19 protein-coding genes, 1 tRNA gene, 1 pseudogene and 1 riboswitch are annotated in these 26870 nt (G+C 58.6%); of the genes and pseudogenes, 15 read left to right on the top strand and 6 right to left on the bottom strand.

The window, feature by feature from the left end; translation table 11 throughout:
• Nucleotides 1–101 precede the first annotated feature (101 nt).
• On the top strand, nucleotides 102–5228 hold the full coding sequence (locus tag ACIOWA_RS01215; RefSeq protein WP_401157780.1) for an SET domain-containing protein-lysine N-methyltransferase: 5127 nt from the start codon (nucleotides 102–104) through the stop codon (nucleotides 5226–5228).
• A 126-nt stretch (nucleotides 5229–5354) separates the two neighbouring features.
• Here ACIOWA_RS01215 and ACIOWA_RS01210 read toward each other — a convergent pair whose 3' ends face one another.
• Together ACIOWA_RS01210 and ACIOWA_RS01205 are read right to left on the bottom strand one after the other, a co-directional pair.
• Nucleotides 5355–5762, bottom strand: coding sequence for a hypothetical protein (locus ACIOWA_RS01210; protein ID WP_194933739.1), 408 nt, complete (start codon nucleotides 5760–5762; stop codon nucleotides 5355–5357).
• A gap of 180 nt (nucleotides 5763–5942) precedes the next feature.
• Nucleotides 5943–6206 carry a hypothetical protein gene (locus tag ACIOWA_RS01205; RefSeq protein WP_093438415.1) on the bottom strand — a complete coding sequence of 88 codons (264 nt, stop codon included), beginning with the start codon at nucleotides 6204–6206 and terminating at the stop codon, nucleotides 5943–5945.
• Nucleotides 6207–6489: 283 nt separating this feature from the next.
• Nucleotides 6490–6590, top strand: a riboswitch (guanidine-I (ykkC/yxkD leader).
• A gap of 63 nt (nucleotides 6591–6653) precedes the next feature.
• On the opposite strand from ACIOWA_RS01205, the gene ACIOWA_RS01200 reads away from it, so the two are divergent.
• The 13 genes from ACIOWA_RS01200 (at nucleotide 6654) to ACIOWA_RS01140 (ending at nucleotide 21719) form a co-directional block, all read left to right on the top strand.
• Nucleotides 6654–7721: a putative urea ABC transporter substrate-binding protein gene (locus tag ACIOWA_RS01200; protein ID WP_401157777.1), complete on the top strand. Its 1068-nt coding sequence runs from the start codon at nucleotides 6654–6656 to the stop codon at nucleotides 7719–7721.
• An 18-nt stretch (nucleotides 7722–7739) separates the two neighbouring features.
• Nucleotides 7740–8555 carry an ABC transporter permease gene (locus ACIOWA_RS01195; protein WP_339430727.1) on the top strand — a complete coding sequence of 272 codons (816 nt, stop codon included), beginning with the start codon at nucleotides 7740–7742 and terminating at the stop codon, nucleotides 8553–8555.
• Nucleotides 8552–9340: an ABC transporter ATP-binding protein gene (locus tag ACIOWA_RS01190; protein ID WP_339430726.1), complete on the top strand. Its 789-nt coding sequence runs from the start codon at nucleotides 8552–8554 to the stop codon at nucleotides 9338–9340. Before ACIOWA_RS01195 ends, ACIOWA_RS01190 begins: the two co-directional genes overlap by 4 nt.
• Before the next feature lie 25 nt (nucleotides 9341–9365).
• The gene (locus tag ACIOWA_RS01185) at nucleotides 9366–10091 is read left to right on the top strand and encodes an urea amidolyase associated protein UAAP1 (RefSeq protein ID WP_339430725.1); all 726 of its coding nucleotides are present in this window, start codon (nucleotides 9366–9368) and stop codon (nucleotides 10089–10091) included.
• 11 nt (nucleotides 10092–10102) lie between these two features.
• The gene (locus ACIOWA_RS01180) at nucleotides 10103–10756 is read left to right on the top strand and encodes an urea amidolyase associated protein UAAP2 (RefSeq protein WP_401157775.1); all 654 of its coding nucleotides are present in this window, start codon (nucleotides 10103–10105) and stop codon (nucleotides 10754–10756) included.
• Between the two features lie 182 nt (nucleotides 10757–10938).
• Nucleotides 10939–14586 carry an urea carboxylase gene (gene uca, locus ACIOWA_RS01175; protein WP_401157773.1) on the top strand — a complete coding sequence of 1216 codons (3648 nt, stop codon included), beginning with the start codon at nucleotides 10939–10941 and terminating at the stop codon, nucleotides 14584–14586.
• Nucleotides 14587–14610: 24 nt separating this feature from the next.
• A complete protein-coding gene (gene atzF / locus ACIOWA_RS01170; protein WP_401157771.1) occupies nucleotides 14611–16383 on the top strand; it encodes an allophanate hydrolase in 1773 nt (590 codons plus the stop codon).
• 218 nt (nucleotides 16384–16601) lie between these two features.
• Entirely contained in the window at nucleotides 16602–18089 is a 1488-nt protein-coding gene (locus tag ACIOWA_RS01165; protein ID WP_401157769.1) for a diguanylate cyclase, read from the top strand.
• Nucleotides 18082–18312 (top strand): cysteine-rich CWC family protein, encoded by a 231-nt coding sequence (locus ACIOWA_RS01160; protein ID WP_401157767.1) that lies wholly within the window; start codon nucleotides 18082–18084, stop codon nucleotides 18310–18312. Before ACIOWA_RS01165 ends, ACIOWA_RS01160 begins: the two co-directional genes overlap by 8 nt.
• Nucleotides 18313–18345: 33 nt before the next feature.
• Nucleotides 18346–19038 (top strand): pseudouridine synthase, encoded by a 693-nt coding sequence (locus ACIOWA_RS01155; protein ID WP_339430719.1) that lies wholly within the window; start codon nucleotides 18346–18348, stop codon nucleotides 19036–19038.
• Nucleotides 19039–19355: 317 nt separating this feature from the next.
• Complete coding sequence (locus tag ACIOWA_RS01150; protein WP_339430718.1) at nucleotides 19356–20240, top strand: alpha/beta hydrolase; 885 nt, start codon at nucleotides 19356–19358, stop codon at nucleotides 20238–20240.
• A 158-nt stretch (nucleotides 20241–20398) separates the two neighbouring features.
• Nucleotides 20399–20472, top strand: a tRNA-Gly gene (locus tag ACIOWA_RS01145).
• Nucleotides 20473–20990: 518 nt separating this feature from the next.
• Complete coding sequence (locus ACIOWA_RS01140; protein WP_339430717.1) at nucleotides 20991–21719, top strand: class I SAM-dependent methyltransferase; 729 nt, start codon at nucleotides 20991–20993, stop codon at nucleotides 21717–21719.
• A gap of 73 nt (nucleotides 21720–21792) precedes the next feature.
• On the opposite strand, the gene tam is transcribed toward ACIOWA_RS01140, so the two are convergent.
• Nucleotides 21793–22563 (bottom strand): trans-aconitate 2-methyltransferase, encoded by a 771-nt coding sequence (gene tam / locus ACIOWA_RS01135; protein ID WP_401157764.1) that lies wholly within the window; start codon nucleotides 22561–22563, stop codon nucleotides 21793–21795.
• 366 nt (nucleotides 22564–22929) lie between these two features.
• Nucleotides 22930–24015: a type I restriction endonuclease gene (locus ACIOWA_RS01130; protein WP_339430706.1), complete on the bottom strand. Its 1086-nt coding sequence runs from the start codon at nucleotides 24013–24015 to the stop codon at nucleotides 22930–22932.
• 228 nt (nucleotides 24016–24243) lie between these two features.
• Between ACIOWA_RS01130 and ACIOWA_RS01125 the strand changes: the two are divergent.
• Nucleotides 24244–24597, top strand: a pseudogene (locus ACIOWA_RS01125) (low affinity iron permease family protein).
• Between the two features lie 53 nt (nucleotides 24598–24650).
• Here ACIOWA_RS01125 and ACIOWA_RS01120 read toward each other — a convergent pair.
• Nucleotides 24651–25154 (bottom strand): DUF4142 domain-containing protein, encoded by a 504-nt coding sequence (locus tag ACIOWA_RS01120; protein ID WP_221731372.1) that lies wholly within the window; start codon nucleotides 25152–25154, stop codon nucleotides 24651–24653.
• Between the two features lie 335 nt (nucleotides 25155–25489).
• Nucleotides 25490–26839, bottom strand: a complete 1350-nt coding sequence (locus tag ACIOWA_RS01115; protein ID WP_339493668.1) for a diguanylate cyclase domain-containing protein — start codon at nucleotides 26837–26839, stop codon at nucleotides 25490–25492.
• Between the last annotated feature and the right edge of the window lie 31 nt (nucleotides 26840–26870).

Below are 26870 nucleotides of genomic sequence, written 5' to 3'. Positions count from 1 at the left end.
TGATTTATGGAATGTGTTCACCGCGTGTTTTTACACTCGTGAACGCTGGAAGCGCCTAACCGCGCTTTCCCAAGGACGACTCTTTGACTATGGACAGTCTCATGACGGGCAACACCCTAGAACGCACACCTTCGCTGACACAACCGCTCCCCCCCGATGAACCTGAAGGCATCGAAGCGCTGCCGGCTGTCACTGACAGCACGATTGAGCCCCCCTTAGGCAATTGGGGTGGGGCGTTGTCCTGGCCGATTCCACTGAATCCAGACGAACAACGGCGCTTGCGCCTGATTACGATGAATCATGCGCACCACTTGGGCGACCAGCCGTTGGTGATGCAGACCCAGGGTGGTGCGCTGGAGTTTCTGCGTTATCGCTGCCCACTCCCGGATAACATCGCGAACGATCCTGCCCGGATACTCGAAATCCTGATCGGCTCCGCGCAAGGGCAACTGATGGGCAATGCGCTGCAACGAAGAATGCAGGGTATCGACAGCGAAAGCAGTGCGATGGATTACCTGCTGGCAGGCATCACACTGCAACTGGACCCCGAATCGATCACTGCCCCTGATCGGCGCAAAACTGCCGATTTTGATCTGGCCAGTGATCAGCATTGGGGCCGGCGCGCCTCTGAAGTCGCAGATAACCTGGCTGATCACTTGAGCCGGGAAGGTAGAACCAGCGCTGCCCTGGCGAAAGCCGGTGCGTACCTTTTGCTGGGCAGGTCGGCACCGCAATTTCTGATTGAGGACATACCCGGGAATGTAAAAGTTGGCAGTCTGGCATGGGCGAACCTGACCATTGCGGCAATGACCATCGAGACTCAAACACCGGGCAAAGTCCCCGGCATGTCGTTTGCCCAGATCATGAGTCAGTCTGAAAGTGCTCGCCTGGTTGACCCTGCATCCAGCCAGCGCATTCAGGCAGCCGTATTGCTCGATTGGGCTGTCGCCAACCAAATCATTCTGAAACGGCACGCTGAAAACTACCCCGCCGGACAACTTGAAACGATAAGGGTGGCATTTAACCAGGAGCTTGATGAGCGGCTTGTTGCCGCCAGAATACTGGACAAAGAATTACCGACACGAAAAGACATTGCCCTGGCCGTATTGATAGAGCGATTTGGCGATCTGGGCACGCTTTTCGAGGTCAAGGCACTCCACACGGATACGTATCGCGGCGAGAGTGGGCAGTCGGGTTTCAGTGGCATTCATTCGCTACAGGATTACGCGATGATGGATTTGCCCAATCCGCGGCCGCTGGCATCCATTGATGCCCGCATCCCGTTGGAGGCATTGAATAACAACCCGACGTTTGGAGTGCAGGAAGCTTTCGAGCAGCAGTTCACGCGCGCCATCGAGGATAAAAAAGCCGCCGTCAATACAACGGTCAGGCACATGATCTGCCTGCTCCCACTGGAGGACAAAAAGAACTTCGAGTTTGGAAAAATCAGTTTCTTCCAACAAGGTTCATATGTGTCAGATGGTTTCTTTAATCATACTCCTTGCCCGAACGAGCCCGGACTGCTCATCAGAACGGAGCTGAGCGGCAACCTTCGGGCGTATGAAATCAATATCAATAAAGACACGATTGAACGAACAGCCCTGCACAGGGCAAAGCACCGGGAATCAAGGGAAGCCAACAAATATTTTACGACCAGAGAGCTTATCCCCCGTGAGGCGGCAAGTGAGCTGGGGCGTGAGCGCGCGTTGAGCGAATCACTTTTTAACAGTTTCAGCAGCGCTCGGTCCCGTGCGATTGCCGACGCCTTTGTGCAACATCTCGATCTGGATGATCCCGCAATCAGAGCGCTGGCCCGCGGGCAGACACCCATGGACGAGTATTACCAGCCCAAACCGCTGGGTGAGTTTTTGTTGAACCTGATCCCCTTCCGATCAGCCATTGTCAATTTTCAGCAGGGCAACTATGGCGCGGCGGTGTTTGATCTCACCGTGGATATATTCGGTTTTCTCACGGCGGGCGCCGCCACTGCAGGAAAACTGATCAGGATCGGCAGCACTGCGCTCTCCACTGGAGCCAAGGCCTTGAAGACCGTCCATGTCATCGGCGTCGCCACAATCGATGTGCTCAACCCGGTGGGCGGCTTGGGTGATCTGGCCAGACTGGTGGGGACCGGTGGCCTTTATCTACTGTCCAAAGGCGCCAAAACCGTCAACCGGCTCAGGGGCGCTGCCGACAGTTACGAAGTATTGAAAGCTGTCAGCAAACAGTATGACGCAGCGGCAACGGGCACCGTAAAAGTCGCCGGCCAGACTGTGGAAGGCGCAGCTGTATTGAAGAACGGTCAATGGTATTCATTTGATGCCGACACGATGCGACCTTACGGCAGTCCGATCGAGGAGTTTGCAGTCACCACCCAGGCGGTCGCCGGTAAAGTGCTCACTTCATACCTCGATGAGTTGCACGAGCTGAGCCATGCTCTGTTCAGTCACTTCAGTGTGCCCGAATCCAGCATTGCCGGGCTCTCGCGCAACGGCCAAGGGATATATGTTGCCGCCGACGGGCATCTCTCCCACATACGCCATACCGATAGCAGCGGTAAAACAGCGGTGTACGAGGTCAGGCAAGTCACTCGCAGTGAAGATGGCGTCGTGCAGGCGCGGGTCTATCACCGCAACCGGCAAACCGAATTGCTGATCCAGCATCTCCGCGGTGACCAGTGGCAACGACTGGGCGCGCAAGGGGGTGGACGGGAGATTAGTGCATTGCATTTACGGATGTGGGAAGCATTGTCCCCGGCGCAACAGCATCAAGTTACCCGCGGCGGCTTTGCCCGACAGTATCTACTGCCGCGAAATACATTTGAGTACTACGTCAAGCCTGGCGGTGAATTGAGCGCTGCCGGCGTGCTGGTGCGTGACCGACCCGCAGATACAGCCTTCAATCTGCCGAACGTAGCGCATGTCCGTGAATGGCAGAAAATGACGCAGAAAGCCCGTGACGAAATGACCATGGGGGGATTTGCCGGTCTGCATCACTTCAACCCGGCAACCTTCAGAAGTTACGCAAGAGCCGACGGTCGCTTGGGGCCGGCCGGCGAAGCGCTGCTGCACAGCGCGGCCGGTGGTGCCTATAACAAATTCGGTTATGACCATTTACACCAGTGGAATGTGCTCTTCAGGCAACCGGGCAACACGGTGACAGAAGCGCAGTTCATGCATCAACATCAGCTCAACCCCAACATATGGCGAAAACATGTCAGGCAGGATGGGTCGCTGACAGAGGAGGCGATCAAACGTCTGGACAAGGTGAAAAAAAACACCGATCAACCTGTCCCGGATCAGCAACCTGATACGCAGAGAGTTCCGGAAATCGACTGGCCCGGCCGGGTTCCGAAGGGCAAGACTCGAAGGGTCACTGCCGAGCACCTGCGGCAATGGGAGGCGCTGCCTCAAGCAGAGCAGCAGAAGCTGACGCGTGACGGCTTTGCGCTGCAGAACAATCTGCCGCGAAAAACATTTGAGTACTACGTGAAGCCTGACGGCCAATTGAGTGAAACCGGCGTACTCGTGCGTGACCGTCCGACAGACAAAGCCTTCAACAGGACCAGCGAAACGCATGTCCGTGCCTGGCAAAACTTGACCCAGCAAGAACGTGACACCATCACAACTCAAGGATTTTCCGGTCTTCATTTTCTTCACCCGGAGACTTTTGCGGGCTATGTACATGCCGATGGAAGCCTGAAACCAACCGGACAATCCTTGATGCACCGAGCGGCCGGTGGCACCTACAAGACTTTGACCGATGAACATTTACGTCAGTGGTGGGTGCTTTCCGGGCAGCGCGATAACACCCTCACGGCAGAGGAATTCATCCGTCAACACGCATTCAATCCTGCTACATGGCAGGCGAACGTCAAAGTCGATGGATCCCTCAGAACCGCAGCCTTGCACCGTATCAAAAATGCCTTGCCTCCTGAAATGTCCACCCAACTGACAGGCCGGACTTCGAGAGTGCGTAAGCAAAGGGTCATTGCCGAACATTTGCGGGACTGGGAGGCATTACCGCAAGCGGAGCGACAGAGGCTCACACGCAAGGGGTTTGCCCGAGAGAACAACCTGCCTCGGAAAACATTCGAGTACTACGTGAAGCCCGACGGCGAGTTGAGCGCGACTGGCGTATTAGTGCGTGACCGTCCTGACGACTTACCGTTTAACCAGCCGGAAGAAACACATGTTCTTGCGTGGCAAAACATGTCTCAGCAAGAGCGAGACACAATGACCATCGAAGGATTTGTCGGTCATCATCATCTTTATCCGAACACTTTTTACAATTATGTCCGGGTCGATGGCAGTCTTGGGCCAAGGGGGCAGTCCATGATTCGCAAGGTTGCAGGCCATTCGGGGCAAAGCTCCATGCCACGCCTTGAAGGCCAACAAGCTGAAACGAGTACGCCACAAAAGCGTCCGGCGCCGGCCTCACTGGAGTCACCGCCGCCGAAAAGACCCGCCGACACGCCAGACCGTGTCGCAGAAGTTCCGGGTCCCTCTTCGGACATCTTGCCTGTCGCTATCAAAGTTGAACCAGGGATCTCCTCGTCGTTGCCTCATCAGGTCGACAACAACCTGCCGATTCTGCAGGACCCGCGAAACCCGACAATCAGCCGGACTTTATCCCTCGAAGGGCCGATAGATGACATCCGTATCGCCCACTGGAATGGCCTGCTTGACGGTCTCGATAACGCAAGCAAAAAAAACGTTTCAAGCCAGATCAAGGAATCGATCAAAGACTGGTTGCGTACCGAAGGACGGCATCAATCACGGTTTGATCAAACTCTGGAAGTGTTCACGGCACTGGATGACGGTGGGCCCAATCGCGGCGCGTCAGTGTGGGCACGACGCGATATTGCCAAATTTGAAGTGCTAGGACCGTACGCAGGCAAATTCCATGAATCAGAAGCGTCGTTGTTTCAGGAAATACGCAAACAAGGTTCAAGGGCTGTACTGACCTACTTGTTCGGCACACGGTCGGGCAATCGCTCGGTGAGTGCGCTGCACACGGGCAACAACCTGAGCCTGATCAATACCTCGCAATTGGGCGGTGGGCCGGCGTGGCGCTCGAATAACGTCATTTCCATCGCAGTGGGGAAAAACCTGACGTTTTACGTGGCGCTGAATGACATCAGGAAGGGTGAAGAATTGCTGGTTGATTACGGCCTTTCCTATAAGCCAGTGCCTGATATAGCGATTAAACCGGACCCTAGTCGATGAGTATTCAGTTCCGGCGCCGAGCCTGCTATGGCCATTAATCCTGCGTTTACCGTTGCGGCTGCATCCTGACGATATTCCGGGCACAAAAAAGCGGCGCTTTATGCGCCGCTTTTTGTTGGCGGGTGATTACCATCGGTTGCCACGCCCGTTATGGTCACCACGCCCGCTGTGTCGGTCATAGTTACCGCGACCGCGGTGATCGTTATCCCAACCGCCGCGACGATGGCCATCCCAACGCCCGCGATCGTTGTCGTGCCAGCGACGGCTTTCGTAATAACGTGGAGCCGGCTGGTAGTAACGCGGCGCCGATTGGTAATAGCGCGGTTGCTGGTAATACCGCGGGGCCGGCTGGTAGTAGCGAGGCTGCGCGTAATACGTGCTGCCACCGTTGTAATACGTGCCGCCCGTGTTGTAGTAGGCCGGTGCGGGTGATGTGTAGACCTCTGAGCTGTAATACGAGTCCGCGTAGGAGTACGGGACGCAACCGGCAACGGAAAACATCATCGCAGCAAGTAGAAGAATTCGTCTATACATGGCGGCCTCCTGGACCGCGGGTTGGCCACACCAGCGACGCTGGCAGGCGACAGTCATTTAATCGGTGACTGTCGAAAAATCAGACAGCGTTTTCGGCATCTGGTGCGTTCCTGCAACAAGTTGAAACAAGTAATTGATGAAATCCTGTTCATTTGGAAAACGCTGTCATTCAGCCGCTGATTAATGGTGGCCACCGTGATATCCGCCGCCGTGATAACCCCGTCCGTAACCGCCTCGATAGCCGTAGCCACCGTGGTAATAACGCGCGCCGCCGTAGTAGCGCGGAGCGTAATAACCACCGTAGGAATAAGGTGAGTAATAGCCGGGATAGTAGTAGGTAGACGGATAAGCATCGTAGGGCCCGGCGTAGTAGTAGCAACCGGACAGACCCAAACCGAGCACCGCTCCCAGCAGCACCCTTCGCAATGTTTTTTGAATAAGCATGGCGGCCTCCTGAAAGACCCGCGACAGCAGTCGGCACAGACCGGCTGACATCTGTTTTGACTGGCAAACCCAGACCGAGTGCCAACAGCGCAAAATCATCGGATCAGCGGCAAACACGCTGCATCACGGTGCAGCCGCGCACCAACTCAAAGCGCCTCAGCAGCCTCGCCACCAACACTAGGTAAGCCGCGCGCCCGTGCCAGAGCGCCTGACGCGACTTGGCACGCGTCTCGCTTAAGCAAACCCGTGCAGGAGTCATCACAGGTTCGCGGCACCACAATTTGCAATGGCTGACTAGGGTTCCGGCTCGCAATCGCGAGTGGCTGGTCCGAGAGTTGGCGACCTCCAGTTGAGGTTACACGGCGGGACAAAAGCCCGGGAGACAAGCCACCGTTCGCGGTGCCGCGTTGCCTTCCTGTCCGCCCTTGATCAACTGGAGAATCCACCATGTCACGACTACGCCTACCCGCCCTGCTCGCCGCCGTCTTCGCCGCGCTTGTCAGCACCCAATCCCCCGCCGCCCAGAAAGACCATTTCAGCGTCTGCTGGACGATTTATGCCGGCTGGATGCCATGGGAGTACGCCGGCAGCCAAGGCATCGTCGACAAATGGGCGAAGAAGTACGGGATCAAGATCGACGTCGTACAGCTCAACGATTACGTCGAATCGATCAACCAGTACACCGCCGGTCAGTTCGACGGCTGCACCATGACCAACATGGACGCACTGACCATTCCAGCGGCGGGCGGCGTCGACAGTACTGCGCTGATCGTCAGCGACTTCTCCAACGGCAACGACGGCATTGTCCTCAAGGGCGAGGGCAAGACAGTCGCCGACCTCAAGGGCATGGACGTCAATCTGGTCGAACTGTCGGTGTCGCACTACCTGCTGGCGCGGGCGCTGGACTCGGTGGACCTGACCGAGAAAGACCTGAAAGTGGTCAACACTTCCGACGCCGATATCTCCGCCGCTTTCAACACCGAACAGGTCAACGCCGTCACTACCTGGAACCCGATGCTCTCGGACATCAAGGCCAAACCGGGGGTGACCGAAGTGTTCAATTCCAGCCAGATTCCCGGCGAGATCATGGACATGATGGTGGTCAACAGTGCCACCCTCAAAGACAACCCGGCACTGGGCAAAGCGCTGACGGGCGCCTGGTTCGAAGTCGTCGAACTGATGAACGCCAAGAATGCTGCGAGCACAGCCGCGCTGGAGCTCATGGCCAAAGCCTCCGGCACCGATCTCGCCGGGTTCCAGTCGCAACTGGACACCACCAAACTGTTCGCCACCCCCAGCGAAGCACTGAGTTTCGCCACCAGCAAACAACTGCCGGCAACCATGCGCAAAGTCGCTGAGTTTTCGTTCGAGCACGGTTTGCTCGGTGAAGGCGCCAAAGACACCAGCGCCGTCGGCATGTCGTTCGCCAACGGTGTGACCAGCGGCGACACCAGCAACCTCAAGCTGCGTTTCGATCCGACCTACGTGCAGATGGCCGCCGACGCCAAGCTGTAAGCCACGGAGGATTTGGCCATGCGCCTGATCAATCGCCACCCGGATCGTCCGAGCCGCTTGTTGCTGGTGATCCTGCCGTTCGCGTTGCTGCTGTTCGCCTACTTCATGGGTTCGGCCGAGCGACTGGCAGACAACCCCAACGACAAACTGCTGCCCAGCGCAGTGCAAATGAGCGACGCGGTAACACGCCTGGCCTTCAATGCCGACAAACGTACCGGTGACTACCTGTTGTGGCAGGACACCGCTTCGAGCCTGCGGCGCCTGGCCATCGGCCTCGGTATCGCTGCGCTGGCCGGGCTGTGTCTGGGCATCGCTGCCGGGACTTTACCGTTATTCGGTGCGCCGTTGTCACCGCTGCTGACGGTGCTGTCGATGGTGCCGCCGCTCGCGATCCTGCCGATTCTGTTCATCGTTTTCGGCTTGGGCGAATTGTCGAAAGTGATGCTGATCGTGATCGGCATCACACCGGCACTCGCTCGGGATCTGGAACAGCGCGCCCGGGAAATCCCCGTCGAGTTGCTGATCAAGGCGCAGACCCTCGGCGCCTCGACCTGGACGCTGATGCTGCGCGTGGTGCTGCCGCAACTGCTGCCACGTTTGCTGATTTCGCTGCGGCTGATGCTCGGTTCGGCGTGGTTGTTCCTGATTGCCGCCGAGGCGATCGCCTCCACCGACGGGCTCGGCTACCGGATTTTTCTGGTGCGCCGCTATCTGGCGATGGACGTCATCCTGCCTTACGTCGTGTGGATCACCCTCCTCGCCTGGCTGATGGATTGGGGTTTGAAACACCTGACGCGGCGCGCATTTCCCTGGTACGAAGGGGCCGCCAAATGAGCTTCATCCGTGTGAAAAACGTCTGGCAGCAATACGCCGATCAGGTCGTGCTCGAAGGCCTGAACCTGAACGTCAACGAGGGCGAGTTCTGCACGCTGGTCGGTGCGTCCGGTTGCGGTAAATCGACCTTCCTGCGTTTGCTGCTCGGCCAGGAAACCGCCAGTCGCGGCGAGATTCTGCTCGACGGTCAAGCGCTGGCCAGCGAGCCCGATGCCAGCCGTGGCGTGGTGTTCCAGCGCTACTCGGTGTTCCCGCACCTGAGCGTGCTGGACAACGTCGTCATCGGCCTTGAGCTACCGCACTCGCCGCTGCTGGGGCGTCTGTTCGGCAGCGCCAGGCGCCAGGCACGCGAACACGCTTCGGCGCTGTTGCACAAAGTTGGCCTCGGTCATGCGCTGGACAAATATCCGGCGCAACTGTCCGGTGGCATGCAGCAACGGCTGGCGATTGCTCAGGCGCTGATCATGAAACCGCGAGTATTGCTGCTCGACGAACCGTTCGGCGCACTCGATCCAGGCATCCGCAAAGACATGCATGCCCTGCTGCTGGACCTGTGGCGCGAGACGCCGTTGACGGTGTTCATGGTCACCCATGACCTGTCCGAAGGTTTCAGCCTCGGCACTCGCCTGCTGGTGTTCGACAAGGTTCGTCTCGACCCGCACGCCCCCGGCGCCTATGGCGCACGCATCACCTATGACATCCCTTTGAACAGCGACCGCCGCGCCCAACGCGCCGCCGTCGAAGCCTTGCCGGCGTCACTGGCGGGCGCACTTCGAACTGCTTGAGAGGACTGCTTCGATGAATAAGCCAATGACTGATTCGACCCAACTGTTCCCACCGTTCGCAGAAGAAATGCTGCCCGGTGGCGGTCACCGTTCCTTCGTGTTGAAGCGTGGCCAATTGCTGCGCCTGACCGATCTGCGCGGTGGCGCCAACGTCAGCCTGACCCTGCTCAACGCCAACGAAAAAACCGAGCGGCTGAACCTGCCCGACAGCCTCAAATGCCAACACACCGCCAAGCTCACCACCGGCCACTGCCTGTATTCGGACATGGGCCGCGTGCTGGCCGCCATCACCGCCGACACTTGCGGCTGGAGCGACAGCCTCGGCGGTGTGCTTTGCGCAGAAGAAGTCGCGCACAAGTACGGCCAGGGCCGCTATCAGGAACTGCGCAATGGCTTCTTTCGCAATGGCACCGACAACCTGTTGGTGGAGCTGGGCAAGTGGGGGCTGGGCCTGTCCGACCTGCTGATGACCCTCAACCTGTTCAGCCGCGTGAACGTCGATCAAGCGGGACATTTGCATTTCGTCGAAGACCACTCCAAGGCTGGCGACTACATCGAGTTATACGCACCGATGGACACACTGGTGGTGCTCACCGCCCTGCAACACCCGATGGACCCGGCGCCGGACTACGCGCCAAAACCATTGAAGCTGAGCTGGATGAACGCCGACGCCAGCGTCGCCGAACACTGCCGCACCTCGCGCCCCGAGAACGAGCGCGGATTTATCAACACTGACCGTTTGTTCGCCTGAGGATCGCCGCCATGTCATTTGCCATCGCTACTGCTGACGTTTGCGAAAACAGACGACCCGACACCGCGGTCTACCGCGCGACCATCCCTGCCGGCGAACCCTGGCTGATGGAGGTCAAGGCCGGCCAGACCCTGCGCATTCTTGATCTGGAAGGCAACCAGGCGATCGACACCTTGTTCTACAGCCTCGCCAACCCCAAAGAACGCTACGACGTGCAACGCACCTTGCGTCGGCAGAACAGCGTCTACCTGAGCACCGGCAGCGTGCTCTATTCCAATCTGGGCAAACCGATGCTGACCCTCGTCGCCGACACCTGCGGACGCCACGACACCCTCGGCGGCGCGTGTGCGCAAGAGAGCAACACCGTGCGCTACGCCCTGGAAAAACGCTACATGCACAGCTGCCGCGATAACTACCTGCGCGCCTGCGTGCACGATGGGCGACTGGGCAAAAGCGACATCGGGCCGAACATCAATTTCTTCATGAACGTCCCCGTCACTGCCGACGGTGGACTGACCTTCGAAGACGGGATTTCCGCGCCGGGCAAATACGTCGACCTGCGCGCCGAGATGGACGTGATCGTGCTGATCTCCAACTGCCCGCAACTGAACAACCCGTGCAACGCCTACAACCCGACCCCTGCGGAGCTGCTGGTATGGAACTGAAATTGCGCCGCTGGTTGTTTGCCTTATGCCAGGCCCGATCCGGGCAGTGCCTGAAACCGTCCGCACGCCCCGCTCCCACAAGGGTTTTGTGCTGATTGGGAGAACGTGTTTTTCATCCGGGACGACCCGGATGCCAGTCGAAAAACGGCGGGACGGCCCGCTTCCCCTTCAGGGGTTATGCCATGTTCGAAAAAGTCCTCATCGCCAACCGTGGCGCCATCGCCTGCCGCATTCTGCGCACCCTCGCGCCGTTGCAGGTCAAAAGCGTCGCCGTTTACGCCCAAGCCGATGCCGCCAGCCTGCACATCCTGCAAGCCGATGAAGCCCACAGCCTTGGTGAAGGTGCAGCGGCCAGCACTTATCTGGCGGTCGATAAAATCCTCGCCATTGCCAAAGAAAGCGGCGCCACGGCGATTCATCCCGGCTACGGTTTTCTCTCGGAAAACGCCGCTTTCGCTGAAGCGTGCCAAGCCCAAGGCATCGCCTTCATCGGCCCGACGCCGGAGCAACTGCGGGTGTTCGGCCTCAAGCACACCGCGCGCGCTTTGGCGAAACAGCACGGCGTCCCCATGCTCGAAGGCACCGAACTGCTCGACAGCCTCGACGCGGCGCTGATCGCTGGCGAGCACGTCGGCTACCCGGTCATGCTCAAAAGCACCGCTGGCGGCGGTGGCATCGGCATGCGCGTGTGCCGCAGCGCCAGCGAATTGAGCGACTCATTCGAAGCGGTCAAGCGTCTGGGCCAGAACAACTTCAGCGACGCCGGGGTGTTCATCGAGAAATACATTCAGCGCGCCCGGCATCTGGAAGTGCAGGTATTCGGCGATGGTCGCGGCGAAGTCATCGCCCTCGGTGTGCGCGACTGTTCAGTGCAGCGGCGCAACCAGAAAGTCCTCGAAGAAACCCCAGCGCCCAACCTGCCAGTCGGCATGGCCGATGAGCTGTGTGCAGCGGCGATCAAACTGGCCAAAGCGGTCAATTACCGGAGCGCCGGCACCGTTGAATTTGTCTTCGACAGCGTGGCGCAGCGCTTCTATTTTCTTGAAGTGAACACACGTTTGCAGGTCGAGCACGGCGTCACGGAACAGGTCTGGGGCGTGGATCTGGTGCGTTGGATGGTCGAACTGGCCGCGGGTGAGCTGGCGCCGCTCGCCGAGTTGTACCGCGACCTGAAACCCGGCGGCCATGCCATTCAGGCGCGCTTGTATGCCGAAGATCCGGGGCGTGATTTTCAGCCAAGCCCGGGCCTGCTGACGGCTGTTGAATTCCCACCGGCCAACGGCATTCAGTTGCGTATCGACACGTGGGTCGAGGCTGGCTGCGAGATCCCGCCGTACTTCGACCCGATGATTGCCAAAGTCATCGCCTGGGCACCGACCCGTGAACAAGCGCGCACAGAACTGCATCAGGCGCTCAGTGACAGCCAGTTGTACGGCGTGGAAACCAACCGCGATTACCTGCGCCAGATTCTGCTCGACACCCCGTTCGCCAGCGGTGAGCCGTGGACCCGTTGCCTGGAGAACCTGGTTTATCGCGCCAATACCTTTGAGGTGCTCAGCGCCGGCACACAAACCAGCGTGCAGGATTATCCCGGTCGCCTCGGTTACTGGGCCGTCGGTGTGCCGCCCTCGGGGCCCATGGACAGCCGGGCGCTGCGTCTGGGCAATCGCCTGCTTGGCAATGCCGATGGCGCAGCGGCGCTGGAAATCACCATGAGCGGGCCGATGTTGCGCTTCAACTGCGAGGCGGTGGTGGCGGTGACCGGGGCGCCGATTGCCTTGGCGTGCGAGGGTCAAACCGTGCCGATGAACACCGCGCTGCTGATCCCGGCGGGCGCGACGTTGAACCTTGGCAGCATCAACGGCGCCGGGGCGCGCAGTTATCTGTGCCTGCGCGGCGGCTTGCAGGTGCCGGACTATCTGGGCAGCAAAAGCACGTTCACCCTCGGCCAGTTCGGCGGCCATGGCGGTCGTGCGCTGCGCACTGGCGACGTGTTGCACATACCGGCGCTGGCCGATCGCAGCGCCGGTCAACAACTTGCGGCGCAGCACATCAGCGTGTTGCCGGCCGTGCGGCAGATTCGCGTGATGTACGGCCCTCACGGCGCACCGGAATACTTTACCGAACACGCCATCGACACCTTCTTCGCGAGCCCGTGGGAAGTGCACTTCAACTCCAGCCGCACTGGCGTGCGCCTGATCGGCCCGAAACCGGAATGGGTGCGCGCCGACGGTGGTGAGGCCGGGTTGCACCCCTCAAACATTCACGACAATCCCTACGCCATCGGCGCCGTGGACTTCACCGGTGACATGCCGGTGATCCTCGGCCCGGACGGCCCGAGCCTCGGCGGGTTTGTGTGCCCGGTGACGGTGATCGAAGCCGATCTGTGGCAGCTAGGGCAGCTCAAGGCTGGCGATAAAATCCAGTTCATCCCGGTGGTCCTCAAAACCGCCCGCGAACTCGCCCTGAAATGGGATACCCCCTGTGGGAGCGGGCTTGCTCGCGAAGAGGCCGTGTCCGTCAACATTGATGTGCCTGACACACCGCTTTCGCGAGCAAGCCCGCTCCCACAGGGTTTGGTGTCGCCTGTGGTGTTGGAGTTGGGTCAGGGGGATCGGCGGCTTGTTGCGCGAGTCTGCGGGGATACTCACCTGTTGCTGGAAATCGGCGAGCCTGAACTCGATCTGGTCCTGCGCTTCCGCGCTCACGCCCTGATGCAAGCTTTGGAAAGCAAATCCCTGCACGGCGTGATCGACCTCACGCCGGGCATTCGCTCGCTGCAAGTTCACTACCAGCCCGAGCAATTGCCACTCGCCGACCTGCTCGGCATCGTCGCCGGGGAGTGGGACGCGGTGTGCGCGGCCAAGGATTTGCAGGTGCCGTCGCGCATCGTGCATTTACCGCTGTCCTGGGACGACCCGGCCTGTCAGTTGGCGATCGAGAAATACATGACCACCGTGCGCAAGGATGCCCCATGGTGCCCGAGCAATCTGGAGTTCATCCGCCGCATCAATGACCTGCCGGACCTCGACGAAGTACAGCGCACGGTGTTCGATGCGAGCTATCTGGTGATGGGCCTTGGCGACGTCTACCTCGGCGCGCCGGTGGCCACTCCGCTCGACCCCCGCCATCGATTGGTCACCACCAAATACAACCCGGCACGCACCTGGACCGCCGAAAACTCGGTGGGTATTGGTGGCGCTTACCTGTGCGTGTACGGCATGGAAGGCCCGGGCGGTTATCAGTTCGTCGGGCGCACGTTACAGATGTGGAATCGCTACCGCGAAGTGGCGGCATTCGATGGCAAACCGTGGCTGCTGCGTTTCTTCGACCAGATTCGTTTTTACCCGGTCAGCGCCGAAGCGTTGCTGCGCATCCGCAGGGATTTCCCCCTCGGGCGTTTTGAACTGGACATCGAGCACAGCCAGCTCAACCTCGCTGAGTATCAGGATTTTCTGAGCCGCGAAGCGCACAGCATCAGTGCGTTTCGCAGCCAACAACAAGGCGCGTTCAACGCCGAGCGCGAACGCTGGATCGCCAGTGGTCAGGCGCACTTCGACAGCGAAGAGGTGGCGCCGCCATCAACCGAGGACGCACCGTTGGCGCACGGCCTGCAGAGCATCGAAAGCCATATCGCCGGCAACCTCTGGCAAGTGCAAGTCGAGGCTGGCAGCCGCGTCGCGGCGGGTGATGTGCTGGTGATTCTCGAATCGATGAAGATGGAAATCCCTGTGCTCGCGCCAATGGCTGGCGTCGTACGCGAAATTCGTGTGCAGCCGGGTTCGGCGGTGCGCGCAGGTCAACGGGTCGTGGTGCTGGAACTCGACTGAACCCATTTGTAAAAGGATCAACTCATGAATCTGCAACTCGATGTTCTGCGCCAGGCCTATATCAAGGGCGAAACAACACCCCGCACATTGCTGCCTGCACTGCGCGAAAAAGCCGCCGCGCTGAATCCCGACTATCACCTGTTCATCCACTTGCTCAGTGTCGAAGAACTGGAGCCGTACCTCGCCGCCCTCGACGGCCGCGACATCGACAGCCTGCCGCTGTACGGCGTGCCGTTTGCGATCAAGGACAACATCGATCTGGCGGGTATCCCCACCACCGCCGCGTGCCCAGCGTTCGCGTATATGCCGCAGCGTTCGGCGACCATCGTCGAGCAGTTGATTGCGCTGGGAGCGGTGCCGCTGGGCAAGACCAACCTCGATCAGTTTGCGACTGGCCTCAATGGCAGCCGCTCACCCTACGGCGCATGTCCGAACAGCGTGTTGCCGCAATATCCGTCCGGAGGTTCCAGCGCCGGTTCGTCGCTGGCGGTGGCGTTGGGCGTGGCGAGTTTTGCCCTGGGCACCGACACTGCAGGGTCAGGGCGGGTGCCGGCGGCCCTGAACAACCTGATCGGTTTGAAAGCCAGCAAAGGGCTGATCTCCACGGCCGGGGTGCTGCCGGCGTGCCGGACGCTGGATTGCGTCACCACGTTTACCGCGACCGCGCGCGAGGCCAGTCAGTTGTTGGCACTGACCGCAAAACTCGATCCACGGGATGAGTACAGCCGCCCTAATCCGGCGTGGAATGACGGCTCGGCATTCGGTGCGCCACAGCCGTTTCGCTTCGGGGTCCCGCGTGCGCAGGATCTGGAGTTTTTCGGCTGCGTCGAAGGCCCGCTGCTGTTCGGCGATGCCATCGACCGGCTCCAGGCCCTGGGTGGCGAAGCGGTCGAGCTGGATTTGTCGCCGTTCCTGGAAGCCGCACGCTTGCTGTACGAAGGGCCGTGGGTCGCCGAGCGCTACAGCGTGGCGGGCGAATTGATGGAAGAGAATCCCCAAGCGGTCTTGCCGGTGATCCGCGCCGTGCTGGCCAAAGCTGCGGCGGTGACGGGCGTGCAGACCTTCCGCGCCCAATATCGGCTGCAAGCCCTGAAAGCGCGTTGCGATCAGGCCCTCGAAAACCTCGACTGCGTGCTGACCCCGACCCTCGGCCGTCCCGTGACACTGGCGCAATTGGACGCCGAACCGGTGCTGCGCAATTCCGAACTCGGTTACTACACCAACTTCATGAACCTGCTCGATTACGCCGCCGTCGCCGTGCCAAGCGCGTTCATGGCCAATGGTTTGCCGTGGGGCGTGACGCTGTTCGGACGGGCGTTCACCGATCAATACCTGTTGAGCGTGGCGGATGCGCTGCAGCGCCAGCAAGATTGCGCGCAGCCATCACCTGCGAACGTGGCGCGCAATGACCGCGCGCGCGTGGTGGTGTGCGGCGCGCATCTGGATGGTTTGCCGTTGAACGGGCAGCTCACGCAACGGGGTGGGCGCTTGCTGGAAACCACGCTCAGCTCGCCGGACTATCAACTTCACGCCCTGGCGGGTGGCCCACCGAAGCGCCCGGGCATGGTCAGGGTGAAGGATGGCGGTGTGGCCATTGCGGTGGAAGTCTGGGAGTTGCCGAGCAGCGAATTGGGCTCCTTCCTTACCGGTATTCCCGCCCCGCTCGGCCTGGGCAAGGTGCAACTGGCGGATGGGCGCTGGGAGAGCGGGTTCATCTGTGAGCCGTATGGCTTGGAGGGCGCCGTGGATATCAGCCATCTGGGCGGATGGCGGGCCTATCTGAAAACCCTGGCCTGAGGCGCTCCTTGGCAGGCGTGAGCCGGCTCGCGATAGCAGTGTTTGAGCCACACCATGGGTGAATGTCACGGCCCCATCGCGAGCAGGCGCACACCGATAAGGGGTGGCGCCACTTCAGGCCAGTACAGGAACGACCATTCGCACCGCACATGGAGCAGATATTTGCCCCGCAGTCCCGTTAGAATGTTTGCCATCGGGCCACTGCCAACGGATCTGCCATGCCGCATCGCTCTGCGCTGTACTCCCAACGTTCACTGGTGTTGACGCTGATCGCCCTGCTGGGCGCCGGTTTCCTCGCCACCTCGTTGCTCAGCTACTACGCCTCGCGCACGTCGATCCGCGACAACATCGTCAACACCGAACTGCCGCTGACGTCCGACACCGTGTATTCGGAAATCCAGAAAGACCTTGTCAGGCCGATCCTGATTTCCTCGATGATGTCCCGCGATACCTTCATGCGCGACTGGGTGGTAAACGGCGAACAGAACCCCGAGCAGATGACCCGTTATCTCGACGAAGTCATGACCCATTACGGCGCCTACACCGCGTTTTTCGTCTCCAACAGCACCCTCACCTACTACCACGCCAAAGGCGTGCTCAAGCAGGTCAAGGTCGAGGAGCCGCGTGACGCCTGGTACTTTCGCGTGCGCGACATGAAAGACCCGTACGAGATCAACGTCGACCCGGATCTGGCCAACAAGGACAACCTGACGTTCTTCATCAACTACAAGGTCTACGACTACCACAACCGCTTCATCGGCGCGGCGGGTGTCGGCCTGACGGTGGACGCGGTGATCAAGCTGATCGACAAATACCAACAGCGCTATCAACGCAGTGTTTACTTCGTCGACACCTTTGGCCGGCTGGTATTGACCGGTGCCCAGGGCGGACCTGAAGGCGCGCACATTGGCCAGAGCCTCGGCGAAATAGACAGCATGAAAAGCCTGGTCAGCCAATTGCCCAAGCCCCACAGCGGCCGCTACGAATACTCCGCCCACGGTCAGGGGCACTTCCTCAACGTGCGGTTTATCCCGGAGTTGAACTGGTACCTGTTCGTTGATAAACGCGAGGACGGTGCACTGAGTGAAATCCGTCAGTCGCTGTACCTCAATCTGCTGATTTGCCTGCTGGTGACCTTGATTGTGTTGGCAGTGCTGAACCGTGTGATCAAACGGTTTCAATCGAAAATCCAGGCCCAGGCCACGCTCGACAGCCTCACCGAACTGCCGAACCGGCGCGGCTTTGATCTGCTGGCCGCGCAAGCCCTGCACGAAGCGCAACGCGAGACCAAGCCGCTGACCGCGTTGCTGCTCGATCTCGATCACTTCAAAGTGCTGAACGACACCTACGGCCACATGGCAGGCGATCAAGTGTTGATCGGTTTCGCCCGGGATCTACAGAGTTGCCTGCGCCATGCCGACATCGTCTGCCGCTGGGGCGGTGAGGAATTTATCGTTTTGCTGAAGGACACCGACGGCGAAACCGGTCAGAACATTGCCGAGAAGATCCGTCAGCACGTCGAACAGCACGAATATACCTACAACGGCCATACGCTAAATCTGACGGTGAGCATCGGTGCCACCACCCTGCAACGCGATGACACCTTGCACAGCCTGCTGTCCCGGGCCGATCATGCGATGTACCGGGCCAAGCAAACCGGCCGCAACCGCACCTGCGTGGAAATGCCCCACTCGACCTATGCCTGACATCAATGCAAGACCCGACCTCTGCCCGGCCTGCGGTACCCGCAACGACTGCAGCCTGGCCGACCCACGCACCGCCGACCGCGCCTGCTGGTGCTACGGCGTGAGCATCGACCCGGCCGTGCTCGAAGCATTGCCGCCCGAACTGCGCGACACATCCTGCCTGTGCCCACGGTGCGCGCAGGTCCAGGCGCAACTGCAAGCGGCCAGCCAGACGATCCCGTAAGATGCGCGCCCCTTCACCCAGCGAAACCTGAACATGCGCGTTGACCGCTTCCTCAGCAATCTACCCCGCTACAACCGTCAGCAGGTTCGCCTGTTGCTGGTGGAAAAGCGCGTGCGGGTTGACGGAAAAGTCGTCATCGATCCCCACAGCGATGTACTGGAGTTCAGCCGCGTCGAAGTCGATGACCAAGTGCTGCAACTCGGCAAACCGGCGCGCTACTTCATGCTGCACAAACCTGCAGGTTGCGTCAGCGCCACCCGCGACCCACAACACCCGACCGTGCTCGACCTGATCGATGAGCCGGACAAAGACGACCTGCACATCGCCGGACGCCTGGACTTCAACACCACCGGGCTGATGTTGATCACCAACGATGGCACCTGGTCGCGACGCCTGACCCAGCCGCAGACCAAATTGCCGAAGGTCTATTACGTGGAGACCGAACAGGACATTGGCGCGCACTATGCGCTCACGTTTGCCGAGGGGATCTACTTTGCTTTCGAGGATCTGACCACGCAACCGGCGCATCTGGAGTTGCTCGGCCCAAGGTCGGCGCGCTTGAGCATCGTCGAGGGCCGCTACCATCAGGTGAAGCGCATGTTTGGTCACTTCAACAATAAAGTCCTGCGCCTGCACCGCGATTCCATCGGCCCGTTGCTGCTCGATCACGCGCTAAAACCGGGCGAGTACCGCGCTTTGCGCACCGAAGAGATTCAATTGTTCTAAAGCCGCGACCGCTCAGCAGAAGTCGTCAAAGAATTTACCAACGGCACTTGCGCGATCCCGATCCCCCTGCTTGAATCAGGACGTCGGCCGAAATGTGACCGACGAGTCACAACATACCTCTAAGAAACTTTTTGCCGGTAGACAGCCCTCAGGGCTGCGCCTCAGCCGGCAGACTGCCCGCCAATAACAATACCCGTCGACCTGCCGTACCGGATCGACATGGGCCAAGCAAATTTCAGGCGTATGCCTACCTGTCACAAAGCTCGTGCAATCTCTATTTGCGCGCATACCCGCTTGCTTGCCAGGAGTCTTATGACATGAGGCCAGAAATCGCTGTGCTGGATATACAGGGTCAGTATCGGGTTTACACGGAGTTCTATCGCGCAGACGCCGCAGAAAAGACCATCATCCTGGTCAACGGCTCGATGGCCACGACTGCGTCGTTTGCACAGACTGTGAAAAACCTGCACCCGCAATTCAACGTGGTCTGCTACGACCAGCCCTACGCGGGCAAGTCAAAAGCCCACAACCTGCACGAGAAACATCTGACGAAAGAAGTCGAAGGGCAGATCCTGCTGGAACTGATCGACCACTTCGGCGCTGAGCATGTGCTGTCGTTTTCCTGGGGCGGCGCCGCCACACTGGTTGCCCTCGCACACCAGCCTCGGCGCATCGAAAAAGCCGTGATCAGCTCGTTCTCTCCGGTGATCAACGCGCACATGCTCGATTACCTGGAGCGCGGCGTCGACTACCTCGGCCAACGCGATGGCGATCGGGTAGGTGAACTGGTCAACAGCACCATCGGCAAGCACCTGCCGTCGCTGTTCAAGCGCTTCAACTACCGCCACGTCAGCAGCCTGGCCGAGCACGAATACGGGCAGATGCACTTCCACATCAGCGACGTGCTGCACAGTGATCGTCTGTGCTATTTGAATGCAGCGCAGAAAATCAACGTGCCGGTGCTGTTTCTCAACGGAGAATGGGACGAGTACACCGCCGCCGACGATGCGCGCCTGTTCGGCAACCATGTGGCTCAGAGCACCTTCACCACGCTGCAGGCCACCGGACACTTTCTCGACATGGAGCACAAGGCTGCCTGCCGAGATAGCCAGAACGCCCTGCTCGGCTTTCTGAAACCGGCACCGCAGGCGAGCCGAACGCGTTACTCGTTTGTTCAGGATCACCATGCACTGGCCATTTGAAAAAGCGTCGTCGCGAGCGAGCCTGCCGGGTTGAGGTTTTCGTTTACTTACCCGCAGCGCTCGCCCGCGATTGACCGTTTTCAGCGATTTAAAGCCATCGCACGCAAAAGAAAACTTCAAATTCGTTGGCGACTCTGGTACAAAGTCAGCCGCTCTGAGCGGGTATAGTTTAATGGTAGAACAGTAGCTTCCCAAGCTTCCGACGAGGGTTCGATTCCCTCTACCCGCTCCAATCGAATAGAGGTCTCACGTCGCACTGTTCGGCGGGGGATGCAGAAACAGAAAAAACCGGCCTTGATGGCCGGTTTTTTTACGCGCTGTAGAAAGCAAGCAGGGACTCGGTGTCGTACGCCGGAATGGCGAGAAACACCGGTTCGGGCTCGTTGGTAGAGCCCATGATTTGGCCTATCAAGTTACCGACCACCCTCCAGGCACACAAGCCGGCGAATTCTGGCGTACCGGCAGGCAACAGCTCAAGGGTTTGCAGGCTTCAGGACGTAACACCGAATACCTTTAAACACGGCCTCCAGAAAGCGTTTACGCACCCACAAAAAAACGGCAATTCGCCCGACTTTACAGATCGACAACACTGCACCGGTTCTCACTTGGCGCGCGCCCCGCTAGCATTTCCTCATCAACCACCCCCTCCCCCCTGCGCGGCCATCGACGAATACGCGTCATCACTTTCGAGGGAATCCCAATCACGGCCAATTTGCCGCTGACGACTGAACTCAAAAGAGCACTTCACCCATGACTCAAAACATTTACGACGATCCCGAGTTTTTCCAGGGCTACAGCCAGATGAACCGCTCCATCGGCGGCCTCGATGCCGCGCCGGAATGGCCGGCGCTCAAAGCGCTGCTGCCCCCCCTGCATGGTTTGAACGTGGTGGACCTGGGCTGCGGCTATGGCTGGTTCAGCCGCTGGGCCAGCGAACAGGGCGCGGCTAACGTGCTGGGGCTGGATGTCTCGGAAAAAATGCTGGAACGCGCACGCCAAACCACCACAGCAGCGAACATCCGCTACGAACGTGCCGACCTTGAACAACTCGACTTGCCCGCCTGCTGCTATGACCTGGCTTACAGCTCGCTCGCGCTGCACTACATCAAGGATCTGCCGGGGCTGTTTGCCCACCTCTACAGCGCGCTGAAACCGGGTTCGCACTTCGTGTTTTCCATCGAGCACCCGATCTTCATGGCACCGCGCAATCCGGGTTGGCTGATCGACAGTGAAGGTCGCAAGCGCTGGCCGCTGGACAGTTATCAGCTGGAAGGCGAACGCGTAACGAACTGGCTGGCCGAGGGCGTGATCAAACAGCATCGCACGGTCGGCACGTTGCTCAATTCATTGATTGGCGCGGGTTTCAGCATTCGCCATGTCAACGAATGGGGCCCAAGCGATGCGGATATCGCAGCGCAACCGGCGCTGGCTGAAGAACAGGAGCGGCCGATGATGATGTTGGTGGCGGTGCAACGCTGAGATTGCAATAGAACCAAAGACCCTCTCCCAAAGGGAGAGAGTTGCGGCAACGCCTGACTTCTCAAGTCGAATCTCAACGCGTCGCCACAATAAACAACCGCGGAAACGGCAACAGCACCGAGCCATCCGCCAGCGCAGGGTAAGCCTTCGCGACTTCTGCCAGATACTGCTCCAGATACTGCGTGCGCTGCGCCTCGGTCAGCGGGTCCAGAAACGGAATCAACCCGCTGCCCTTGAACCACTCCACCACCCCCGCTGCCCCGCCTGACAACTGATGGTGATACGTCGTGCGCCACACATCGACCCGGGCACAATGCGGTCGCAACATCGAGAAATAATCACCGGCACTTGCCATATCGGTTCGCTGACCGGCGGCGCCGGCGAGTTTGCTGGCCCATGGGCCGTTGGCGGCGACTTCGCGCATCAGTCGATGGGAAGGCTCATTGAGGTTGTCGGGCATTTGAATCGCCAGACTGCCGCCCGACGAGAGTTTGCTTGCCAGCGCCGGCAGCAAACTGGCGTGATCCGGTACGCACTGCAACACCGCGTTGGCGAAGATCACATCAAACGGACCCGCATCGGCCCATTGATCAATCTCGGTCACGTCGAATTGCAACTGTGGCAAGCGCTTGCGCGCTGCGTCGATCATGTCCGGTGAACTGTCGAGCCCGCTGACTTTTGCCCCTGGAAAACGCTGCACCAAAAGCGCCGTCGAGTTGCCGGGACCGCAACCGATATCCACCACTGACCGGGCCTGCGCCGTGGGAATCGCCGCCAGCAGATCGCGGGCCGGGCGGGTACGTTCATCTTCAAAAGCGACGTATTGTTTGGCGGACCAACTCATTGTGTTTTCCTTTTGGGACTTTCAACAGTTTCGCCACGATACAGGCTGCTATACAGCCGGTTCCAGAGCTACATTGCAAAGGGTGTCAGTTCACCGCCAACTGCTCGATAGAAGATCCCTAACGTGATTGCTAGTACAGCTACGTCATTTATCGCATGACCGTCGCGCGCGACGACAAACTTTCAGAACCGCGCCTAATGCTCATACCAACCGAACCCGACCTTGACCTTTCGGACTTACACGACGGCACTTCGCATCGCCAAATGTAAGTTGAGTTTCATGCTGATCCGTCAGTATCGTGAAGCGATGGGTCACGTCAATAAATCGTAGAAAATTGAAAATCGGCCTTTAAGGCCGATTTATCGATTAGTCGTAGTATCCAACTGTTTTTTTCAAATGATCTGAATACTCATAGATGTCATCGACTGAGCTGATCGGATGACGTGTTTCGTTTTTTTCTTCATCAAAAATACCTATGTACTTCTGCGACCGATTGAAATGCAATCGACAGATGGGTTTGCGATTGTTGTCATCCAGCAAAATCCCAAAGTAACTCTGCGTGTCTCGCTGAACGATTCGCTTGGCATCGACCACCGACCGTACCAGCGCTCGAACGATGTGATATCCCTCTAACTCTTCCAGCGTTGTTAAAATTTTGTCGTCTGATTCGTCACGCGGATCTACTGGATCAGTCCCGACAGAAGCTGAAGGCAAAGACGCTAACGCAGGTTGAATAGCTCCACTCATTGCAGATTTGAGCCGGTCATTGATCTGGTCATTTAAAAACTGCACAACGGCTTTTCTTGTCAGTTCTTGAAATTGCTCACGTACTTTTTGCGTGATCACACCGTCATAAACACGAGAGGCGAAAACCTTCACGAAATCATCATCCGGTTTGCTGACCTGAGCCGCAATAACCTTCTTTATTTGACTGACATACTTCAATTCGCCAGCCGCACTTATGATGGAATCAACATCAAATGCCGATTTTGTCAATTTGATCAGTTCGGGAACTGAATACTCGTCTATATCCAAGAGATCCAGTTCCAAAAATGGCTTTTCATCCATCTTGTTCGGGGCGTCCAAGTCGGTGAAAAACTTGTAGACCTGTCCGTTAGTTAGGATTGATATACGAGCGCTAGTGACGTGAAAATACCGAAAGAGCTGAGATGCATGATTGATATGCAGTGACTCACCAATTTTCTTGCACTCGATGAGTATCTGTACTTCGCCGTCTTTCATGACGGCGTAATCTATTTTCTCGCCCTTCTTCGTACCCACGTCACAGACAAATTCGGGCGTTACCTCCGTCGGGTCAAAGACGTCATATCCCAAGACCGTACTGATGAATGGCATGACGAACGCATTTTTCGTCGCTTCTTCCGTATGGATTGCAGCGCTCTGCAATCGGACTTTAGCGGCTAAGCTGGCTAGCTTTTCGAAGAATTCCATGAGTGGCCTCTTGCGTGATGTCGATCCGTGTAATGAGCTGCTGGCAATTTGACTACCACTTGATACTAGACACAAACCTGCACAATGGAAGTTCGCCCACTAAACGGAGAAGCCATCGTCGATGGATTTCACATACCTTCATTGATGGCAGACAGTTCTAAGTAAAATTTTCGGCAATCCATAAGTGTCAGGATTTCAAACGCCCACCCACCCATAATGACCACAGCTATGAAATTCGCAAAAATCTCGCAAAAATTCGTACTCTAGCCGGAATCCCGAAGATTTTTATGGTGGCGTTGATCTTGATCGGGTTGTGGGGTTTGAGCGGGCCGATTTTTCATTACTGCGACACTTGGCAACTGATCATCAATACCTCGACCACCATCATCACCTTCCTGATGGTTCTCCTGATCCAGAACACGCAGAACCGCGACACCGACATTCTGCATTTGAAGATTGATGGATTACTGTTAGTTAGCAGAAGCCATGTTCAGCTTGGAAGCACCGAATTTGAAGCAACTGGAGGCGTTGTCCGAACACTTCCGCAAGCTGGGCGAGGGAGCAGTGTTGAACCTTGAATGACTGCTGATAATCAAAAACGGCGCCAAAGCGCCGTTTTTATTTGAGGTCTGCCCTTAGCGGCTGGCTTGCAGCGCTCGGGCCATTTGCAGGTGATTTTGCAGTTTGGGCAACGTCTCATCGGCGAAGGCTTTGATCTCCGGCACGTCGGTGGTCTGCGCTTGCTGCTGGATCTGCTCAATGGCTTCTTCGGTGGCTTTCACCTGACTGGCGGCGTAGGCCTGGTCGAAGGTCGCGCCGTCCTTCACTTGCGGTATCAGTTGCTTGGCCTTGTCGGCCATTTCTTCACGGGGCGCGACGGGAAGATCGAGCTTTTTGGCAATCTTCGCCAAGTGCTGGTTGGCCGTGGTGCGGTCGTTGATGACCACGATGGTGTAATCCTTGACCTCTTTGGATTCGGTCTTCTGATGCGCCATACGGCTGGCCTCGATGTCGGCCATGCCTTTGGCGGACGCATCGTTGATGAATTCGGCGGGCGACTGGGCGAAAGCACTGCTGGCAAACAGGCCCAGTACGGTGACAAAACTGAAAGTGCGTATACGGGTGGCCATCCGGCTCATGGTCGCGCCCTCCTTCTCTGTAAATTCAAGCGGAAGCTCAGGCCCCGCCGCTCAATCAAAATCACCTTCACCGACGACGTCGATGTCTGAACGGGCTTGACTCCTTTCGGTTTTCGACAGTCGTTGTGGTGATTTCCCCACCCTTGCGACCCGTTTCAGAAGCCTTCGTTCGGTCGTTGGCGAAGTTTGCCCAGTTCGAATGACTTGTATCCGGCAGGTTTCTCTCGCTCTTGATAATGAGCGCGGCGAGCAGATGCCCTGCATTGATTGAGAATTTCCTGGCCGACAAAGGTTTAGAAAAGTTGCAGTTACCACGACGAACGGTGCCCCCCCGTTCAGATATCCAGCGCCCGATGATTCAGCCGTTTGGCGGCATACATTGCTTGATCGGCATGGCGGAACAGTTGCTGTTCCTCGCGGCCGTGCTCGGGGTAGCGGGCGACGCCGATACTCGGTTCAATTTGCAAGTTGTGGCCATCCAGGCGCATGGGTTGTACCAGCACTTGTCGCAGCTTTTGCGCCACGCTGTCGGCATCTTCCGTTGCTTGAACGCTGTGCAGCAGCACAACGAATTCGTCACCGCCAATGCGCGCCACCGTGTCAGTCTCGCGCACGCAACCCTTGAGGCGACTGGCCACGGTTTGCAGCAGCATGTCGCCCACGGCATGCCCGAAAGTGTCGTTGACCTGCTTGAAACGATCCAGATCGACATACAGCAACGCCATGTGCCCCTTTTGTTCGCGGGCGCAGGTCAACGCAGCCTTCACGCGATCGCGAAGCAACTCACGATTGGGCAATTGCGTCAGTTGATCGTACTGCGCCATGCGTCGCAGACGGGCGTGTAACTGCTGACGCTCAATGGCCGTGGCCACTTGGGCGCAGACATATTGCAGCAGTTCTTTGTCTTGCTCGGTGTAGCGCTCGCCGCCCGGCAGGCTTTTGACGATCAGCGCACCGATGGTGCCGTTTTTCGAGTTCAACGGAACGCCGAGCCAGCAAGAAGAATTCTGCCCCGCCACCAGCGCGGCGAAATCGGGCGCCGAATCGGGACTTTCCGGCGTCAGAAGAATCGGCTTACCGCTACGGATGACTTGCGCACACAGACGTCCGGTGACGGTGCCGGGTTGTTCAGGCTGCAACTCGTGATCGTTGACGTGATAGGGGAAATTCAGCTGAGCACACTGATCGTCGTAGAGCGCTACGGAGAAATTCAGTGCCGGCAGCCACTCGCCGATGATCAGGTGGATGCGTTTGAACAGCGCTAACAAGTCCTCCGACGCATGCGCCGCCTCGGAAATCGCATACAACGCCGCTTGTCGCGATTCGGCTTGTTTGCGCTCGGTAATGTCACGGGCCACGGCAATGCGCAGTTGATCGACCTCCGACCAGCGCGCCGACCAGAGGATGTGGGCCACGCTGCCGTCCTTGCGTATGTAGCGGTTCTCGAAGTTGTGCTTGGGCTCACCGCCCATGATTTGACTGGCGGCCGCCAGGGTGCGCTGACGATCAGCCGGGTGCACCAGTTCGATCATCGGACGGCCGATCAACTCGTCTGGCGTGTAGCCGAAAACCCGCTCGCAGGCCGCGCTGACAAAAACGAAGCGGCCTTGCTTATCGACTGCACAAACGGCGTCCAGCAACAGGTCGATGAAACTCGCCAATGGCGCGGAGTTTGGGCTTTCCATGGTTCAGCGTGGGAGTCCAAGTCATGTAGCG

This window comes from Pseudomonas sp. NPDC087614 (assembly GCF_044743485.1).
Classification (GTDB): domain Bacteria; phylum Pseudomonadota; class Gammaproteobacteria; order Pseudomonadales; family Pseudomonadaceae; genus Aquipseudomonas; species Aquipseudomonas baetica_A.
Note: the sequence above shows the minus strand (reverse complement) of the source record. Positions and strands in the feature narration are given on the sequence as shown.